This window comes from Streptomyces sp. NPDC087844, assembly GCF_044742785.1.
Lineage (GTDB): Bacteria > Actinomycetota > Actinomycetes > Streptomycetales > Streptomycetaceae > Streptomyces.
In genome coordinates this window covers 461,056-479,037 of record NZ_JBIUVD010000002.1, presented here as the reverse complement: position 1 = coordinate 479,037, position 17,982 = coordinate 461,056, and the positions used below count along the sequence as shown (strand labels likewise).

Below are 17,982 nucleotides of genomic sequence, written 5' to 3'. Positions count from 1 at the left end.
ATCGCGCGGTTCCCCGCGCCCCTCGGGGAGGGGCTGCGCCCCGTCCCGCCCAGGGGCGCGGGGAACGGCGCAGTCTTTCGTCTTCGAGGGGCGCGGGGAACGGCGCGAGCAACCCCCACCCGGCCGCACCCTGCCACGACCGACGAGCGGCCATGTCAGAGGGTGCCGCTACGCTCGGCGTATGGCTCTCAACACGTCCGCCGACGCCCCCCTCCCCGTCGGTGAGGTGTCGCGGCTCATCGGGGGATGGATCGACCGGCTGGGCGCGGTGTGGGTCGAGGGGCAGATCACCCAGCTGTCGCGCCGGCCGGGCGCCGGCGTCGTCTTCCTGACGCTGCGCGACCCGTCGCACGACATCTCCGTGGGCGTGACCTGCTACCGGCAGGTGTTCGACGCCATCGCCGACGTGGTGAGCGAGGGCGCCCGCGTCGTCGTCCACGCGAAGCCCGAGTGGTACGCGCCGCGCGGACAACTGTCGCTGAGGGCCGTCGAGATCAAGCCGGTGGGCGTCGGCGAACTGCTCGCCAGGCTGGAGCAGTTGAAGAAGTCCCTGGCCGCGGAAGGGCTGTTCGCCGCCGAGCGCAAGAAGCCGCTCCCGTTCCTGCCCCAGCTCGTCGGACTGGTCACCGGCCGCGCCTCCGCCGCCGAGCGGGACGTCCTGGAGAACGCGCGCCACCGCTGGCCGGCCGTCCGCTTCGAGGTGCGCAACGTCGCCGTACAGGGCGTTCACGCGGTTCCGCAGGTCGTCCAGGCGGTGAAGGAGCTGGACGCGCTCGCCGACGTCGACGTGATCGTCGTGGCGCGCGGCGGCGGCAGCGTGGAGGACCTGCTCCCGTTCTCGGACGAGCAGCTCGTACGGGCGGTCGCGGCCTGCCGTACGCCTGTCGTGTCGGCCATCGGTCACGAGCCCGACAACCCCCTCCTGGACCACGTGGCCGACCTGCGCGCCTCCACCCCGACCGACGCCGCGAAGAAGGTCGTACCGGACGTCGGTGAGGAGTACGAGCGGGTCCGGTTCCTGCGGGACCGTGCGCGCCGGTGCGTCGGGTCCTTCATCGAGCGCGAGGAGCGGGGGCTCGCGCACGCGCTGGCCCGCCCCTCGATAGAGGATCCGCACCGGATGGTGGACGAGCGGGCCGACCACGTCGCCGCGCTCCTGGACCGCGGTCGCCGCACGCTCGGCCATCTCCTCGACCGGGCCGACTCGGAGCTGACCCACACCCACGCGCGCGTGGTGGCCCTTTCCCCCGCCGCGACCCTGAAGCGGGGGTACGCGGTCCTGCAGAAGTCCGACGGCCACGCCGTCCGGTCCCCGGACGAGGTGACGGCGGACGAGAGTCTGCGGGCGCGGGTCGCCGAGGGCGAGTTCACGGTACGAGTCGATGTCTGAGGCAGACCCTAGGGTGGACGCATGACCAGCAGGACCGGTACGGCCGGCACGACGGACGAGGCGCTCGGGTACGAGCAGGCGCGGGACGAACTCATCGAGGTCGTGCGCCGCCTGGAGACGGGCGGTACGACGCTTGAGGAGTCGCTCGCCCTGTGGGAGCGCGGTGAGGAGCTGGCCAAGGTGTGCCGGCGATGGCTGGACGGGGCCCGCGCCCGCCTCGACGCGGCGCTGGCGGAGGAAGAGAAGGCGGAGCCGGCTGCGGACGCCGGCTCCGAGTAGACGTCTGGACGTCGACTACGAGCGGCGTGGGGCCAGAGCCGTCCCCGTCCGCCCTGACCCGCCTCACCCTGTCCCCGCCTCGCCCTGTCCCCGTCTCGCCTCATCCCGCCCTGTCCCTTCCCGTCCCAAAGTGATTGGTCTGGCCATGCAAATTGTGAAGCGGATCACCCTGGTCCACTTTTGATTGAATCTTAAACCTAACCGGCGTAGCGTCAGACCCGCCAGCCGATCCCCCGGGATCCGACGCACGCTCCGAGAAGGTTTTGCTTCATGTCTCTCGTTCTTGACCCCGCCGCCCAGGACCTGCTGTTCCGCGAGGCCCGCACCGCCAACGCCTTCACCGACGAGCCGGTGACCGACGAGCAGGTGCAGGCGATCTACGACCTGGTCAAGTACGGCCCGACCGCCTTCAACCAGTCGCCGCTGCGCATCACCCTGGTCCGCTCCGCCGAGGCCCGTGAGCGCCTGGTGCGGCACATGGCCGAGGGCAACCAGCCGAAGACGGCCGCCGCCCCGCTCGTCGCGATCCTCTCCGCGGACAACGAGTTCCACGAGGAGCTGCCGCACCTTCTGCCGCACTTCCCGCAGGCCAAGGACCTCTTCTTCGCCGAGCGCCCGGCCCGCGAGGGTGCCGCGGCGCTCAACGCCGCGCTGCAGGCCGCGTACTTCGTCATCGGTGTCCGCGCCGCGGGTCTGGCCGCCGGCCCGATGACGGGCTTCGACTTCGCGGGCGTCCAGAAGGAGTTCCTCGACGGTGACCACACCCCGCTGATGGTGGTCAACATCGGCCGGCCCGCCGAGGACGCCTGGTTCCCGCGCTCCCCGCGCCTTGCGGCCGACCAGGTCATCACGACGGTCTGAGCCGGACAGGACCCCCGGACAGTACCCCCGGACGTGGGGGGGGGGGGGGGGGGGGGGGGGGGGGGGGGGGGGGGGGGGGGGGGGGCCGCCCCCCCCCCCCCCCCCCCCCCGGCCGGGGGGGGGGGGGGGCGCCCCGGGGGGGGGGCCCCCCCCCCCCCCCACGTCCGCCCGTACTCACGACGTCCTGAGCGACTCCGCCATCTTCGTCAGCTTCGCGAACGACGCCGTGCCGGTGACCACGGTCGTGGAGTTCTTCTCCTGGAGCACCAGGGCGTCGTACTTCCCGCCCTGGTACCGCTTCCAGGACTTGTCGCCGATGCGCTGCGTGACGTTCGTCTCCCGGGCGCCCTGGCTGGCGTCCTCGATGAACGTGACGGGCTTCTGAGTCGACTGCTCGATCGCCACGTACTCCCCGTCGGGGTCGTGGAAGCCTAGGTGCCACGCGTCGAAGTCAACTCCACGGAACCGCACCGAGGTCGCCTTCCACTCCGTGGACAGCCCCTCGGGCGCCGCCACCGGATAGGTGGCCGCACGGCGTGCCGTGAGGAGCTCCACGCGGTAGTCGACCCGTTCGAGAGGGGGCTCCGAGTCGTCCTTCGGGATGAAGACGTAGATGAAGCCCGCGACGATGCCGATCAGGCCCAGGGACAGCACCATGTCCCGGACCGACTGCTTGCCTTTTCTGCCTGCCACTCCCCCATCGTCGCAGGTGCACTGCCCCGCTCATCCGTGGGGCCCCCTGCTCATTTTGTCGGACTGAGGATAGAGTCGGCCCGAACCCTCATCCGGCCGTCGCCGTGTCAGAAAGGTGCGCTCCGATGACCGAGCATCACTTGCCGTCCGAACTAGAGGTCCCCTCCGAGGCCCCCGACCGCAACCTCGCCCTTGAACTCGTCCGGGTCACCGAGGCCGCCGCGATGGCCGCGGGCCGCTGGGTCGGCCGCGGCGACAAGAACGGCGCCGACGGCGCCGCCGTCCGGGCCATGCGGACCCTCGTCTCCACCGTCTCGATGAACGGCGTCGTCGTCATCGGGGAGGGCGAGAAGGACGAGGCCCCGATGCTCTACAACGGAGAGCGCGTCGGGGACGGGACGGGTCCCGAGTGCGACATCGCCGTCGACCCCATCGACGGGACCACGCTCACCGCGGCGGGCATGACCAACGCGATCGCCGTGCTGGCCGCCGCCGACCGCGGCACCATGTTCGACCCGTCCGCGGTCTTCTACATGGACAAGCTGGTCACCGGGCCCGAGGCCGCCGACTTCGTCGACATCAACGCCCCGGTATCCGTGAACATCCGCCGGGTCGCCAAGGCCAAGCGCGTCACGCCCGAGGACGTCACGGTCGTCATCCTCGACCGGCCGCGGCACGACGGGATCATCAAGGAGATCCGGGAGACCGGCGCGCGCATCAAGCTCATCTCCGACGGTGATGTCGCCGGCTCGATCCTGGCGCTGCGCGAGGGCACCGGCATCGACCTGCTGCTCGGCATCGGCGGTACGCCCGAGGGCATCATCTCGGCCTGCGCCGTGAAGTGCCTCGGCGGCACCATCCAGGGCAAGCTGTGGCCCAAGGACGACGAGGAGCGGGCGCGCGCCGTGAATGCGGGGCACGACCTGGACCGGGTGCTGCTCACCGATGACCTGGTGTCCGGGGAGAACGTGTTCTTCGTGGCGACGGGGATCACTGACGGGGAGCTGCTGCGGGGAGTTCGGTACCGGCCCGAGACCGCTACCACCGACTCGATCGTGATGCGGTCGAAGTCGGGGACGGTTCGGCAGATCAGCTCGGAGCATCGGCTGGAGAAGCTGCGCGCGTACAGCGCGATCGACTTCGACAGGGCGAAGTAGACCGCCGTTCGGGCGAGCGGTGCGGGCCGGGGGATCTGCGGGTACGTCGTGGCCGGCCGCGCGGTTCCCCGCGCCCCTGACGGGGCGCGTGCCGGGGGTGCGGGGGCTCGGTCGTGATCGCGTACGTCGATGGGGCGTCCCTTGTGCGGAGGGGCGCCCCATCGCTCGTGTCGGGCTAGCCCGCCGCGGCTATCGGGCCCGGGGCCCGGGCTGTTTTCTGGAGGTCCAGGTCGCGGCGGCGGCGCCGGGCCAGGACCACGCGGCGCTCGGCGGCGGTGAGGCCGCCCCAGACGCCGTACGGCTCGGGTTGCAGCAGTGCGTGTTCCCGGCACTCGATCATCACCGGACAGCGCGCGCAGACCCGCTTCGCCGCTTCCTCGCGGGACAGCCGGGCCGCGGTGGGTTCCTTCGAGGGTGCGAAGAACAGCCCGGCCTCGTCGCGGCGGCACACGGCCTCCGTGTGCCAGGGGGCGTCCTGGTCCCTCTCGCGCACCGGCACCGGCTGGGGCGGAACGGCAGCGACCTGCAGGGACTGACGCGGCGGATGCAGCACGGTCTACTCCTGACGACGGCTTCGCGAGCGAGAGACGATGCAGCAAGGCCTACCCGCTGTACGCGCGCCTATGCACTCAGTTGGCAAGCGTCGAAGATCCCGGCCGGTACCGGGCCGGGCACGGAGCCCTCGCTCCGGACCGCGTCCTTCCGGTCGTCGTGGATTCGCGACCGTCAATGTCCCAGATGTTTGCGCAACTTGGCGTTCACCTTGCCGGTGACCCGGTCGAGGATGTCCTCGATCAGCTTGCCCCGCTTGGGTTTGGCCTCGATGCTCCCCAGTACGGCCAGCCCGTCCACGTACACCACGGGGGCGTCCTGTTCGCCCGAGTCCAGGGTGTCCACCTCGAAGCTGCCGAGGACTCCGCCGCCGCTGCCGCGCAACGACACGTTCTCCGGGACGCGGACCTCGACGCTGCCGAACACCGATATCGCCTTGATCACGACCTGCTGGTGCTCGAAGATCGCCTCGCTGAGGTCTATCTCCACGCTGCCGAAGATCGCGTACGCGTGCGTGCGGCGGCCCACGCGCCAGCGGCCCCTGCGCACCGCCGCGCTGAACACCGCCACCACGTTCTCGTCGGCGAACGGCGGGATCGCGCCCGGGGCGGGCCGGCTGGGGGCCGTCGCGAACGCGGCCGACGGGCGGGGGCGGTGGGCCGCGGGCAGGTCCCGCACCAGCGGTTCCAGTTCGCCCACGGTCTTCGCGCGGAAGACCTCCTCGACCCGCTCCGCGTGCTCCTCCGCGGTGAGGCGGCCCTCGGCGTGGGCGTCGCGCAGCATGTCCGCTATCCGGTCACGGTCCGCGTCGGACGCGCGGAGGTCGGTGTGCTTCCGAAGGTCGGGCTCGGTGTGCTTCTGAAGGTCCACGGCAGCAGCGTACCCAAACGCGATAGATCGCGACTAGAGGGTGTGGACGGCGGGTGTGGACGACGAACTGAGCCTTACCTCACAAGCTAGATGTCCGAGGCAGGTTCTACGCTGGTGGCGCCGCCAACGGAGGCCGGCCGCTGTCTGTCGATGAAGGATTTGGCGAGATGCCTGAGTTCGCGTACACCGATCTGCTCCCCCAGGGAGAGGACACCACCCCGTACCGGCTGGTGACCACCGAGGGTGTGTCCACCTTCGAGGCCGACGGGCGCACGTTCCTCAAGGTGGAGCCGGAGGCGCTGCGTACGCTCGCGGCCGAGGCGATCCACGACATCCAGCACTATCTGCGGCCCGCACACCTCGCTCAGCTGCGGCGCATCATCGACGACCCCGAGGCGTCGGGAAACGACAAGTTCGTCGCGCTCGATCTCCTGAAGAACGCGAACATCGCGGCCGCCGGCGTGCTGCCGATGTGCCAGGACACCGGCACGGCGATCGTGATGGGCAAGCGCGGCCAGAACGTGCTGACGGCGGGAGGCGATGAGGCGGCCCTCTCCCACGGCATCTACGACGCGTATCTGAACCTGAACCTGCGCTACTCGCAGATGGCCCCGCTCACCATGTGGGACGAGAAGAACACCGGCTCGAACCTCCCCGCCCAGATCGAGCTGTACGCGGCCGACGGCGGTGCCTACAAGTTCCTCTTCATGGCCAAGGGCGGCGGCTCGGCCAACAAGTCGTTCCTCTACCAGGAGACGAAGGCCGTCCTGAACGAGGCCTCCATGATGAAGTTCCTGGAGGAGAAGATCCGCTCGCTCGGTACGGCCGCCTGCCCGCCGTACCACCTCGCGATCGTCGTCGGCGGCACGTCCGCCGAGTACGCCCTGAAGACCGCGAAATACGCGTCCGCGCACTACCTGGACGAGATTCCGGCCGAGGGTTCCGAGCTGGGCCACGGCTTCCGTGACAAGGACCTGGAGGAGAAGGTCTTCGAGCTGACGCAGCGGATCGGGATCGGCGCGCAGTTCGGCGGCAAGTACTTCTGCCACGACGTGCGCGTGGTGCGTCTGCCCCGGCACGGCGCGTCCTGCCCGGTCGCCATCGCCGTCTCCTGCTCGGCCGACCGCCAGGCCGTCGCGAAGATCACCGCGGAGGGCGTCTTCCTGGAGCAGCTGGAGACCGACCCGGCGCGGTTCCTGCCCGACACCACCGACGAGCACCTGGACGAGGCCGGTGACGTCGTGCGCATCGACCTGAACCGGCCGATGGACGACATCCTCGCCGAGCTGACGAAGTACCCGGTGAAGACCAGGCTGTCGCTCTCCGGGCCGCTCGTCGTGGCCCGTGACATCGCGCACGCGAAGATCAAGGAGCGGCTCGACGCGGGCGAGGAGATGCCGCAGTACCTGAAGGACCACCCCGTGTACTACGCCGGGCCCGCGAAGACGCCCCAGGGGTACGCGTCCGGGTCGTTCGGGCCGACCACGGCCGGGCGCATGGACTCCTATGTGGAGCAGTTCCAGGCGGCGGGCGGGTCTCGGGTGATGCTGGCGAAGGGGAACCGGTCGCAGCAGGTCACCGACGCGTGCGGGACACACGGCGGCTTCTACCTGGGCTCGATCGGTGGTCCTGCCGCGCGGCTGGCCCAGGACTGCATCAAGAAGGTCGAGGTCGTCGAGTACGAGGAGCTCGGGATGGAGGCCGTGTGGAAGATCGAGGTGGAGGACTTTCCGGCGTTCGTCGTGGTCGACGACAAGGGCAACGACTTCTTCAAGGACCCGGCGCCGGCTCCTACGTTCACGTCGATTCCGGTGCGAGGGCCCGGGCTCTGAGTTTTTCGCCCCCGCCGCCCCTTCCCGTCCCGTCCACTGCATGGGGGCTGCGCCCCCTCGCTCCCGCTGTCGCGCTGCGCGCTCGTCCTCAAACGCCGGACGGGCTAGGAGATAGCCCGTCCGGCGTTTGAGGACAACGGGGGTTCGGGGGCAGCGCCCCCGAGGCAGGGGTGGGAATGGTTGCGGGCGGTGGGGGCGATATACCTGCTATGACCGACTACCGCATCGAACACGACTCCATGGGCGAGGTCCGCGTCCCCGCGGACGCCAAGTGGCGGGCCCAGACCCAGCGCGCCGTCGAGAACTTCCCGATCTCCGGGCAGCATCTGGAGCGCGCCCACATCGAGGCCCTGGCCAGGATCAAGGCGGCCGCGGCCAAGGTGAACGCGGGTCTGGGCGTGCTGGACAAGGACGTCGCGGAGGCCATCCAGGAGGCGGCGGCCGAGGTCGCGGACGGGAAGTGGGACGCGCACTTCCCCGTGGACGTCTTCCAGACCGGTTCCGGCACGTCGTCCAACATGAACACGAACGAGGTCGTCGCCACGCTGGCGACGGAACGGCTCGGCAGGGACGTACACCCGAACGACCATGTGAACGCCTCACAGTCCAGCAACGACGTCTTCCCGTCCTCCATCCACATCGCCGCGACCGCCGCCGTCACCCGTGATCTGGTTCCCGCGCTCGACCACCTCGCCGCCTCGCTGAGCCGCAAGTCCGAGGAGTTCGCCGATGTGGTGAAGTCCGGGCGGACCCATCTCATGGACGCCACGCCGGTGACCCTCGGCCAGGAGTTCGGCGGGTACGCGGCCCAGGTGCGGTACGGGATCGAGCGGCTGGAGGCCTCACTGCCGCGGCTCGCCGAGCTGCCGCTCGGGGGGACGGCCGTCGGGACCGGGATCAATACGCCGCCCGGATTCTCCGGAGCCGTGATCGCCGAGGTCGCCCGCACCACCGGGCTGCCGCTCACCGAGGCGCGCGACCACTTCGAGGCGCAGGGCGCGCGGGACGGGATCGTCGAGACCAGCGGGCAGCTGCGGACCATCGCCGTGGGGCTCACGAAGATCGCGAACGATCTGCGGTGGATGGCCTCCGGGCCGCGGACAGGGCTCGCGGAGATCAATCTGCCCGATCTGCAGCCGGGTTCGTCGATCATGCCCGGCAAGGTGAACCCCGTCATCCCCGAGGCCGTGCTGATGGTGGCCGCGCAGGTGACCGGGAACGATGCCACGATCGCCGCCGCCGGCGCCTCCGGCAACTTCGAGCTGAACGTGATGCTGCCGGTCATCGCGAAGAACGTGCTGGAGTCCGTGCGGCTGCTCGCCAACGTCTCCCGGCTGCTCGCCGACCGGACCGTGGACGGCATCACGGCCAACCGCGAGCGGGCCCGCGAGTACGCCGAGTCGTCGCCGTCGGTCGTGACCCCGCTGAACAAGTACATCGGGTACGAGGAGGCCGCCAAGGTCGCCAAGAAGGCCCTGGCCGAGCGGAGGACCATCCGCGAGGTCGTCCTGGAGTCGGGGTACGTCGAGCGCGGCGACCTCACCCGGGAGCAGCTGGACGAGGCCCTGGATGTCCTGCGGATGACAAGGCCGTAACGTCGTCCGGCGAGCAGGCGAACCCTGGCGCTTACCGCAGCGTCGTATGCCCCGGGCACCTAATATCTGTTCATGGCAGAGGGCGGAGCGGTGACACACGTGGAAGCGGGCGGTTCGGCGGCGTACTGGAACCCCGGAAGTCAGATCCTGTGGCGCTACCGGGAGAACGCCGGCGATCGCTTCCACATCGCGCGCCCCGTGACCGTCGTGCGGGACGACGGCGACCTGCTCGCCGTCTGGCTTGCCCCGGGTACGGAGTGCGTGAGGCCCGTCCTCACGGACGGTACGCCGGTGCACGCGGAGCCGCTGGAGTCCCGCTACACCAAGCCGCGGACCGTGCAGCGCGACCGCTGGTTCGGCACGGGTGTCCTGAAACTGGCGCGGCCCGGCGAGCCCTGGTCGGTGTGGCTGTTCTGGGAACCGGGCTGGCAGTTCAAGAACTGGTACGTCAACCTGGAGGAGCCGCTGGCCAGATGGGACGGCGGGGTCGACTCCGAGGACCACTTCCTCGACATCTCGGTGCACCCGGACCGGACTTGGGGCTGGCGCGACGAGGACGAGTTCGCGCAGGCCCAGCGGGACGGCCTGATGGACGAACGGCTGGCCGCGCGCGTGGCGGAGGCCGGGCGCGCCGCGGTCGATGTGATCCGGCGCTGGGGCCCGCCGTTCTCGGACGGCTGGCAGCGTTGGCGCCCCGATCCGGCCTGGTCCGTACCGTCCCTGCCCGACGACTGGGATCGCACGCCCGCGCACGTGTCCACATGAGACCCTTGATGCGCCCCCGTGGTAGAACCGTAGGATCGTCCTCCGCAACGGAGAAGAACGAACAGTCAGAGTCGGTGCGCGACACCGTCGTTGAGGAGTGGTGGTCGGACGGCGGGCGGGTGCGCTACGACAACTCCCGCACAAGGCGCTGAGCTTGACTGAACGTCACCGAGGGGCGGCAGGACGTGAGCGTGGGGTACGAGGGTCACAGCGGTACGACCCGGAGTCGGCGAATCAGACTGTTCCCGCCGGTGTCCGAAGGTCATTCTTCTGAGAGGCTGTCTGATCACGCGGGGATTCCGTTCCTGGGGCACGCATTCCGGGTATCGGGCTCTCTGCGGGACGAACTGCACGCACGGCGCGCAGCACCGGACGGATGGATTCGACACGCGTGACGGAGCACCCCACCTCCCATGAGCGCCGACAGCCCAGCGCTGCCAGGCCCACGGCCCCCGCGGACCCTCGCGGGGCGCTTCTGCGTACCTCGGAGCCGCCACCACAGGGCTCACCCGGCTTACCGGCGCAGGGACGGCCTGACGACACCCCCGACTCCCCGGGGGCCGTCGGCATGCCCGTCCCCGACGGCCAGGGCCCGGTCGGCACGCCCGTGACCGCGGACGCGCAGGCCGCCGCCACGGGTGCGCCCGCCGGTTCCGGGCCCGAGCACTCCCAGCCGTCGGCCACCGAACCCGATCCGCACCGGCCGCGGCCCGAGTCCCTGGGCGCCGGGTCCGGCGCGGAGCCTGCCGTCCACCTGGGCGGCAAGGACCGTCGTACGGGACAGGGCACGGCGCCCGGCGCGCCCATGCCCATGCGCCGGGACGGCGACCGGCTGCGCTTCGTGGGCGCCGCCACCCGGCGGATCGCCCGCGGCATCGACCTCGACGAGATCGTGATGGGGCTGTGCCGGGCCACCGTGCCGACCTTCTCGGACGCGATCCTCGTCTATCTGCGCGACCCGCTGCCGGTGGGCGACGAGCGGCCCACCGGGCCCGTCGTGCTGCGGCTGCGGCGCACGGACCGCATCCCGGAGGACCGGGACACCGAGGGCTTCCTGCTGCCCGCGCTCCAGCCCGAGCCCGACGTCGGCGTCACCGCCGAGCTGTGCACCGTACGGCCCGGGGGCGCGCTGAACGAGGTGCTGCGCGGCGTGCGGCCCGTCTTCGCGGACGCGCCCGCCGCCCGGGCCGCCCTGCCCGAGCTGATCGGCGACGACCTGACCGTGCCCGGCGGCCAGCGCGCGATCCTCGCGCCGCTGCGCGGCCGGCGCCGGGTGATCGGGGCCGCGCTGTTCCTGCGCCGCCCCGACCGGCCCGCCTTCGAGACCGACGACCTGCTGGTCGCGGCGCAGCTCGCCACGCACAGCGCGCTCGGCATCGACAAGGCCGTGCTGTACGGGCGCGAGGCGTACATCGCCGACGAACTGCAGCGCACGATGCTGCCCGAGACACTGCCCCGGCCGACCGGTGTGCGGCTGGCGTCCCGGTATCTCCCGGCCGCCGAGACCGCGCGGGTCGGCGGCGACTGGTACGACGCGATCCCGCTGCCCGGCAGCCGGGTCGCCCTCGTCGTCGGTGACGTCATGGGCCACTCCATGACCTCGGCGGCGATCATGGGCCAGTTGCGCACGACCGCGCAGACCCTCGCCGGGCTCGACCTGCCGCCGCAGGAGGTCCTGCACCACCTGGACGAGCAGGCCCAGCGCCTGGGCACCGACCGCATGGCGACCTGCCTGTACGCGGTCTACGACCCGGTCGCGCACCGCATCACCATCGCCAACGCGGGCCATCCCCCGCCCGTACTGCTGCATCTGGGCGGGCGTGCCGAGGTTCTGCGCGTACCGCCGGGTGCTCCCATCGGCGTAGGGGGCGTGGACTTCGAGGCGGTCGAGCTGGACGCGCCCGCGGGCGCCACGCTGCTGCTGTACACCGACGGGCTGGTCGAGTCGCGGCTGCGTGACGTGTGGACCGGGATAGAGCAGTTGCGGGAGCGGATCGCGGCCACCGCGGCGTTGACCGGTCCGGACCATCCGCCGCCCCTTGAGGCGCTGTGCGACGAGGTGCTCGACATGCTCGGTCCGGGTGACCGGGACGACGACATCGCGCTGCTCGCCGCCCGTTTCGACGGGATCGCGCCGAGCGATGTCGCGCTCTGGCACCTGGACCCCGAGGACGCGGCGCCCGGCCGGGCCCGCCGGCTGGCCCGCAAGGCGCTGTCCCGCTGGGACCTGGAGGAGCTCACGGACTCCGTGGAGCTGCTCGTCAGCGAGGTCGTCACCAACGCCGTGCGGTACGCCACCAAGCCCGTCACGCTGCGTCTGCTGCGTACCGACGTGCTGCGCTGCGAGGTCGGCGACGACGTCCCGCAGCTGCCGCGGCTGCGTCAGGCACGCGCCACGGACGAGGGCGGACGCGGTCTCTACCTGGTGAACAAGCTGGCCAGGCGGTGGGGCGCGACCCGGCTCAGCACGGGAAAGGTCGTGTGGTTCGAGCTGAACCACAACAGCTGAGGGACGACCACGCGCCGCGTCCCCCGATGGCCCCCGGGCGCTCGTGCCGATGGGGAGCTGCGGGCCCGTCGTGGCTGAGCGCGCAGTTCCCCGCGCCCCTGACGGGGCGCCCCTGACGGGGCGCCCCTGACGGGGCGGCCCTGGCGGGGGTCCCGTCAGTCCTCCGACTGCGGATCGTCCGGGTCCGGGGGGAGTTCTATGTCGCCCGGTGAGGACGGGGCGCTCGTCGTCGGGGTGGGTTCCTCCTCCGACGGTGTCTCCTCGGGAGAGGACTCCGGTGGTGAGGTGCTCGTCGGCGGTTCCGTCGTCGGGTCCTCGGTGGAGGGTTCCGCGGACGGGGTCGTCGGTGTGGGTGTGACCGTGGGCGTCGGGGTGGGCCTGACGGCCGCGCCCTGCTTCGTTTCCAGGTCGAACCTGGTCACCTCGCCCATCGCGTCGAAGGTGTACGCCGCCCAGATCTGCGCGGGATAGCCACCGCCGTTGACGCGGCCCTTGCCGGGCAGGAGGCCGGTGGCACCCTGCATCGTCACCTGCGCGTGGGTCTTCGCGTCCTCGCCGAACATCCCGACCGAGGTGACCAGGTCGGGGGTGTAACCGGTGAACCAGGCCGACCTGTTGAAGTCGGACGTGCCGGTCTTGCCCGCGACCTGCTGGCCGTCCCGGGCCGGGTTGTCACGTACCGACGTCCTGGCCGTACCGTCGTCGACCACGCCCGTCAGGATCGAGGTGACGGTGTCGGCGGCCTCGCGGCTGATGACCTGCTCGCCGATCGCGTCCGGGAACTTGACCGCGCGGTCCTTGTGCTCGACCGACTTGATGACGGCCGGGGTGACCTTCTTGCCGTGGTTGTCGAGGGTCGCGTAGACGCCGGCCATCTCCAGCGGGCTCGCGCCCATCGTGCCGAGGGTCTGGGCGGGCACCGACTTGACGCCCTCGACGTCCATGCCCAGCTCGCCCGCGGTCTTCATGACCTGGTCCATGCCCACATCGACGCCCATCTGCGCGAAGACGGAGTTGATGGACTTGTTCATCGCGGTCTGGACGTCGACGTCGCCGTAGTCGACGTCGTCCTCGTTCGGCGGGGAGAAACCGACCTTCGTGCCGTCGTCGAGGACGGGACGCTTGCTGGTGCCGTCGTAGATCGTGTTCGCCGTGATCGGGTCGTCGTCCTGGGTCGTGGCGTCCTTGTCGACGGCCGCGGCCAGGATGACGGGCTTGAAGGTCGAGGCGGGCTGGTAGTCGCGGCGCGTCGCGTTGTTCGTGAAGTGCTTCACGTAGTCCACGCCGCCGTACATCGCGAGGACCCGGCCCGTCTTCGGGTCGACGGAGGCGGCGCCGGCCTGGACGTCGGCGTCCACGTCCCGCTTCTTCCCGTCGAGCTTGCTGGTCAGCCTGGCCTTGACGGCCTTCTCCAGCTGGGCCTGCTTCTTCTTGTCGATGTTCAGCGTGATGGTCCAGCCGCCCGCCTTGACCAGCGTCGCGGCCTCGTCCATGTCGGAGGCCGTGCCCTCCTCGACGAGCTGCTTCTCCAGCGTCGAGTTGGCGGCCTCCACCAGGTAGCCCGCCTGGCCCTCCAGGCCGGGTGCGCCCTTGGGGTCCTTCGGCACGGGGAACGTCATGTCGTCGCGCTTGGCCGAGTCCAGCCAGTTCTCCTCGACCATGTTGTCCAGGACGTAGTTCCAGCGGTTCTTGACGAGCTCCTTGCTGGTGTCGCTCGCCACCGCCCAGTCGTACTGGCTCGGGGCCTGGAGCAGGGCGGCGAGATACGCGCCCTGGGCGACGGTGAGCTTGTCCGCGTCGACCCGGTAGTACGCCTGCGCGGCGGCCTGGATGCCCCACGCGTTACGGCCGTAGTAGCTGGTGTTGATGTACCCCGCGAGGATGGCGTCCTTGGACTGCTGGCGGTCCACCTTCAGCGAGATGACCAGTTCCTTCAGCTTGCGCGTGACGGTCTGGTCCTGCGTGAGGTAGTAGTTCTTGACGTACTGCTGGGTGATCGTCGAACCGCCCTGCTTGCCCTTGCCGGACAGGGTGTTGAGCAGACCTCGGGCCGTGCCCCGCATGTCGACGCCGGAGTCCTTGTAGAAGGACTTGTTCTCGGCGGCGACGAAGGTCATCCGGACGCCCTTGGAGACCTGGTCCAGGTCGACCAGCTCGCGGTTGACCTCACCGTCACGGGCGAGCGTGTCGCCGTTGGCGTACTTGTAGATGTTGCTCTGCTGCACCGCTGCCGCGTTCCCCTTGGGAACGTCGATCATCAGGTAGAGCCCGACGAAGGCGGCCATCACGAGCAGGCAGAGACCGAAGAACGTACCGAGGATCTTCTTCCAGGTGAAGAAACGGCGTATACCGCTCTTGCCGCTCCTGCCCTCCGCCTTGGACGAGCGTTTCGGCGCGCCGCGGTGTCCACCGCGCTGCCGCGCTCGTCTCTCATCCGCTCGTCCCATGGATACGTCCGCTCCGCTTCCGTCTCTCGTGTCTCACAGGTTCATCGCTCAGGTCAGCTCAGCAAACTAACACCGCAGCTGCGGACAAACGCCTGTCGATCCGGCCTTTTACGGACGTGAGAATCAGCACCCACCCCTATGGAACCGACGATTCGCGGGAGTGGAAGGTTGCTGTGACGGGTAAAGTGATATCACTTAGATAGATCGAGTCAGGCGTCCGCACGCAGGTCGACGGCACCGAACGCACCATTGAACGCGCCACTGAACGCACCAACGAAGGCACCGCCGAAAGCACCAGGAAACGGGGAACACCCATGTCCGCACACGGCTCTCCGGGCCACGACGCCCAGGACATCGCCGACGTACCCGAGATGCCCGCTCCGCGCGTACGGGAGGTCACCGCGCACAGCATCGGCGGCGGGCTCGCCCTGCTGCTCGGGCTCGTCGGACTGCTGCTGGGCGCCGCGATGGTCGTCTCCGCCACCGCGGTGGACGCCACCGGCGGCAAGGCCGTACTCATCGTGGCCGGCATCCTGATCGGGATCGCGGCCTTCGTCGCCATGTGCGGTCTGAACATGGTGGCGCCCGGCGAGGCCCGCGTCGTCCAGCTCTTCGGCCGCTACCGCGGCACGATCCGCGAGGACGGGCTGCGCTGGGTCAACCCCCTCACGTCCCGTACGAAGATCTCGACGCGGGTACGCAATCACGAGACGGCCGTCCTCAAGGTCAACGACGCCTACGGGAACCCGATCGAGCTCGCCGCCGTCGTGGTGTGGCGGGTCGAGGACACCGCACAGGCCAGCTTCGAGGTGGACGACTTCCTGGAGTTCGTCGCCACCCAGACCGAGGCGGCCGTGCGGCACATCGCCATCGAGTACCCGTACGACGCACACGAGGAGGAGGGCCTGTCGCTGCGGGGCAACGCGGAGGAGATCACCGAGAAGCTCGCGGTCGAGCTGCGTGCGCGCGTGGACGCGGCGGGCGTGCAGATCATCGAGTCCCGCTTCACGCATCTCGCGTACGCGCCCGAGATCGCCTCGGCGATGCTCCAGCGGCAGCAGGCGGGTGCGGTCGTCGCCGCGCGGCGCCAGATCGTGGACGGCGCGGTCGGCATGGTCGAGGCCGCGCTCGCCCAACTCTCCGAGCGGGACATCGTCGAGCTGGACTCCGAGCGGAAGGCGGCGATGGTGTCGAACCTGCTGGTGGTCCTGTGCGGCGACCGTGCTCCGCAGCCCGTCCTGAACACGGGGTCCCTCTACCAGTGAGCTCATCTCCTGAGGGCGCCCCTCCGACTCCCCCTGATCCGCCTCGGCGGCGGCCGCCGCAGCAGCGCAAGCAGGTGTTGTTGCGGCTGGATCCGCTGGTGTACGAGGCGTTGGCCCGGTGGGCCGGGGATGAGCTGCGCTCGGCCAACGCGCAGATCGAGTTTCTGTTGCGGCGGGCGCTCGGGGAGGCGGGCCGCCTGCCCGGCGGGGCCGGTCCGATGCCCCGGCGGGGACGGCCTCCCCTCTCCGAGGAGGGGGAGGAGTAGGCGCCGGCGCCCGTTTTCGGGCGCGGGCTGGGTGACGCCGTTCGCGCCGTTCCCCGCGCCCCTCAAAGATTGCGCCGTTCCCCGCGCCCCTGAAAAGCAAAGGCAGGGGCGCGGGGAACTGCGCGATCCGGCCCCGTGCGGGCAGTCGCAGAACCGTGACAATCGGGTCTGAGCTGCGGGGACACCCGGCCCTGGCGCAGGTATGCACAGTGCGTATACACGGCGTGTATACGCACTGTGTAGAGTGCTCCGCATGTCCATCGGTCACACGCTCCTAGGACTCCTGGAGTCCGGGCCCCGTCACGGTTACGACCTGAAGCGGGCCTTCGACGAGAAGTTCGGTCACGACCGGCCGCTCCACTACGGCCAGGTCTATTCGACGATGTCCCGGCTGCTGAAGAACGGCCTCGTGGAGGTCGACGGGATAGAGGCGGGCGACGGCCCCGAGCGCAAGCGGTACGCGATCACCGAGGCGGGCGTCACCGACGTCCAGCGGTGGCTCGCGACGCCGGAGAAGCCGGAGCCGTATCTCCAGTCGACCCTTTACACGAAGGTCGTCCTCGCCCTCCTGACGCACCGCGACGCGTCCGAGATCCTCGACACCCAGCGCTCGGAACACCTGCGCATGATGCGCATCCTCACCGACCGCAAACGCAGGGGCGATCTCGCCGACCAGCTGATCTGCGACCACGCCCTCTTCCATCTTGAGGCCGACCTGCGGTGGCTCGAACTCACCGCGGCGCGCCTCGGCAAACTCGCTGAGGCGGTGACCCGATGACCCCCGCAGGCTCCCTGCTCGTGGCCCACGACCTGCGCAAGGCGTACGGCCCCACCAACGCCCTCGACGGCGCCGAGTTCTCCATCCACCCGGGCGAGGTCGTCGCCGTGATGGGCCCCTCGGGCTCCGGCAAGTCGACCCTCCTGCACTGCCTCGCCGGCATCGTGACGCCCGACTCGGGCTCGATCACGTACAACGGCCACGAGATGGCGACGATGAACGACTCCCGGCGCAGCGCGCTGCGGCGCTCGCAGTTCGGGTTCGTCTTCCAGTTCGGCCAGCTGGTGCCGGAGCTGACCTGCGTGGAGAACGTGGCCCTGCCGCTGCGCCTCAACGGCACCTCCCGCAAGGAGGCCGAGCGCACCGCCCTGTCGTGGATGGAGCGCTTGGAGGTCGACGACCTGGCGGGCAAGCGGCCCGGCGAGGTCTCCGGCGGCCAGGGTCAGCGCGTCGCCGTGGCCCGCTCCCTGGTCACGAGCCCGCGGGTGCTGTTCGCCGACGAACCCACCGGCGCCCTCGACTCGCTCAACGGCGAGCGCGTGATGGAGCTGCTCACGGACGCCGCTCGGTCCGCCAACGCCGCCGTCGTCCTCGTCACGCACGAGACCCGGGTGGCCGCGTACTCGGACCGCGAGATCGTCGTACGCGACGGGAAGTCTCGGGACATGGAGCGCGTCGTATGAGCGCCCGCGCGTCGACCGCCGCCGCCCCGCCCGAGGCTCC

At 70.5% G+C, this 17,982-nt stretch carries 16 protein-coding genes; 12 read left to right on the top strand and 4 right to left on the bottom strand.

Annotated features, from left to right (window positions below):
* The first annotated feature begins 181 nt into the window (after window positions 1–181).
* From xseA to ACIOKD_RS05725, 3 genes are all read left to right on the top strand, one after another.
* On the top strand, window positions 182–1,390 hold the full coding sequence (xseA, locus tag ACIOKD_RS05735; protein ID WP_402078625.1) for an exodeoxyribonuclease VII large subunit: 1,209 nt from the start codon (window positions 182–184) through the stop codon (window positions 1,388–1,390).
* A gap of 21 nt (window positions 1,391–1,411) precedes the next feature.
* Complete coding sequence (locus tag ACIOKD_RS05730; RefSeq protein ID WP_402078622.1) at window positions 1,412–1,669, top strand: exodeoxyribonuclease VII small subunit; 258 nt, start codon at window positions 1,412–1,414, stop codon at window positions 1,667–1,669.
* Between the two features lie 270 nt (window positions 1,670–1,939).
* Window positions 1,940–2,530, top strand: coding sequence for a malonic semialdehyde reductase (locus tag ACIOKD_RS05725; RefSeq protein WP_402078617.1), 591 nt, complete (start codon window positions 1,940–1,942; stop codon window positions 2,528–2,530).
* Between the two features lie 174 nt (window positions 2,531–2,704).
* Here the strand turns inward: ACIOKD_RS05725 and ACIOKD_RS05720 are convergent, their stop codons facing one another.
* Window positions 2,705–3,223 (bottom strand): DUF4245 domain-containing protein, encoded by a 519-nt coding sequence (locus ACIOKD_RS05720; RefSeq protein ID WP_402078615.1) that lies wholly within the window; start codon window positions 3,221–3,223, stop codon window positions 2,705–2,707.
* A 125-nt stretch (window positions 3,224–3,348) separates the two neighbouring features.
* Here ACIOKD_RS05720 and glpX point away from each other — a divergent pair, with 125 nt between their 5' ends.
* Window positions 3,349–4,380: a class II fructose-bisphosphatase gene (gene glpX, locus ACIOKD_RS05715; RefSeq protein ID WP_402078612.1), complete on the top strand. Its 1,032-nt coding sequence runs from the start codon at window positions 3,349–3,351 to the stop codon at window positions 4,378–4,380.
* Between the two features lie 175 nt (window positions 4,381–4,555).
* Here glpX and ACIOKD_RS05710 read toward each other — a convergent pair whose 3' ends face one another.
* Together ACIOKD_RS05710 and ACIOKD_RS05705 are read right to left on the bottom strand one after the other, a co-directional pair.
* Window positions 4,556–4,933: a WhiB family transcriptional regulator gene (locus ACIOKD_RS05710; RefSeq protein WP_402078609.1), complete on the bottom strand. Its 378-nt coding sequence runs from the start codon at window positions 4,931–4,933 to the stop codon at window positions 4,556–4,558.
* Window positions 4,934–5,106: 173 nt separating this feature from the next.
* Entirely contained in the window at window positions 5,107–5,802 is a 696-nt protein-coding gene (locus ACIOKD_RS05705) for a DUF1707 domain-containing protein (RefSeq protein ID WP_402078605.1), read from the bottom strand.
* A 167-nt stretch (window positions 5,803–5,969) separates the two neighbouring features.
* Between ACIOKD_RS05705 and ACIOKD_RS05700 the strand changes: the two genes are divergently transcribed.
* The 4 genes from ACIOKD_RS05700 (at window position 5,970) to ACIOKD_RS05685 (ending at window position 12,503) form a co-directional block, all read left to right on the top strand.
* Complete coding sequence (locus ACIOKD_RS05700; protein WP_402078603.1) at window positions 5,970–7,634, top strand: fumarate hydratase; 1,665 nt, start codon at window positions 5,970–5,972, stop codon at window positions 7,632–7,634.
* A gap of 209 nt (window positions 7,635–7,843) precedes the next feature.
* Window positions 7,844–9,229: a class II fumarate hydratase gene (locus tag ACIOKD_RS05695; RefSeq protein ID WP_402078600.1), complete on the top strand. Its 1,386-nt coding sequence runs from the start codon at window positions 7,844–7,846 to the stop codon at window positions 9,227–9,229.
* 72 nt (window positions 9,230–9,301) lie between these two features.
* Window positions 9,302–9,994: a DUF402 domain-containing protein gene (locus ACIOKD_RS05690; protein WP_402078597.1), complete on the top strand. Its 693-nt coding sequence runs from the start codon at window positions 9,302–9,304 to the stop codon at window positions 9,992–9,994.
* A gap of 376 nt (window positions 9,995–10,370) precedes the next feature.
* Window positions 10,371–12,503 (top strand): SpoIIE family protein phosphatase, encoded by a 2,133-nt coding sequence (locus tag ACIOKD_RS05685; protein ID WP_402078595.1) that lies wholly within the window; start codon window positions 10,371–10,373, stop codon window positions 12,501–12,503.
* 155 nt (window positions 12,504–12,658) lie between these two features.
* On the opposite strand, the gene ACIOKD_RS05680 is transcribed toward ACIOKD_RS05685, so the two are convergent.
* A complete protein-coding gene (locus ACIOKD_RS05680) occupies window positions 12,659–14,950 on the bottom strand; it encodes a transglycosylase domain-containing protein (RefSeq protein ID WP_402078592.1) in 2,292 nt (763 codons plus the stop codon).
* 314 nt (window positions 14,951–15,264) lie between these two features.
* On the opposite strand from ACIOKD_RS05680, the gene ACIOKD_RS05675 reads away from it, so the two are divergent.
* From ACIOKD_RS05675 to ACIOKD_RS05660, 4 genes are all read left to right on the top strand, one after another.
* Window positions 15,265–16,215, top strand: coding sequence for an SPFH domain-containing protein (locus ACIOKD_RS05675; protein ID WP_402078590.1), 951 nt, complete (start codon window positions 15,265–15,267; stop codon window positions 16,213–16,215).
* Window positions 16,212–16,481 carry a hypothetical protein gene (locus ACIOKD_RS05670; RefSeq protein ID WP_402078587.1) on the top strand — a complete coding sequence of 90 codons (270 nt, stop codon included), beginning with the start codon at window positions 16,212–16,214 and terminating at the stop codon, window positions 16,479–16,481. The genes ACIOKD_RS05675 and ACIOKD_RS05670 overlap by 4 nt, the downstream gene beginning before the upstream one ends.
* A 253-nt stretch (window positions 16,482–16,734) precedes the next feature.
* Complete coding sequence (locus tag ACIOKD_RS05665; RefSeq protein ID WP_402078584.1) at window positions 16,735–17,259, top strand: PadR family transcriptional regulator; 525 nt, start codon at window positions 16,735–16,737, stop codon at window positions 17,257–17,259.
* Window positions 17,256–17,942: an ABC transporter ATP-binding protein gene (locus ACIOKD_RS05660; protein WP_402078581.1), complete on the top strand. Its 687-nt coding sequence runs from the start codon at window positions 17,256–17,258 to the stop codon at window positions 17,940–17,942. Before ACIOKD_RS05665 ends, ACIOKD_RS05660 begins: the two co-directional genes overlap by 4 nt.
* Window positions 17,943–17,982 lie beyond the last annotated feature (40 nt).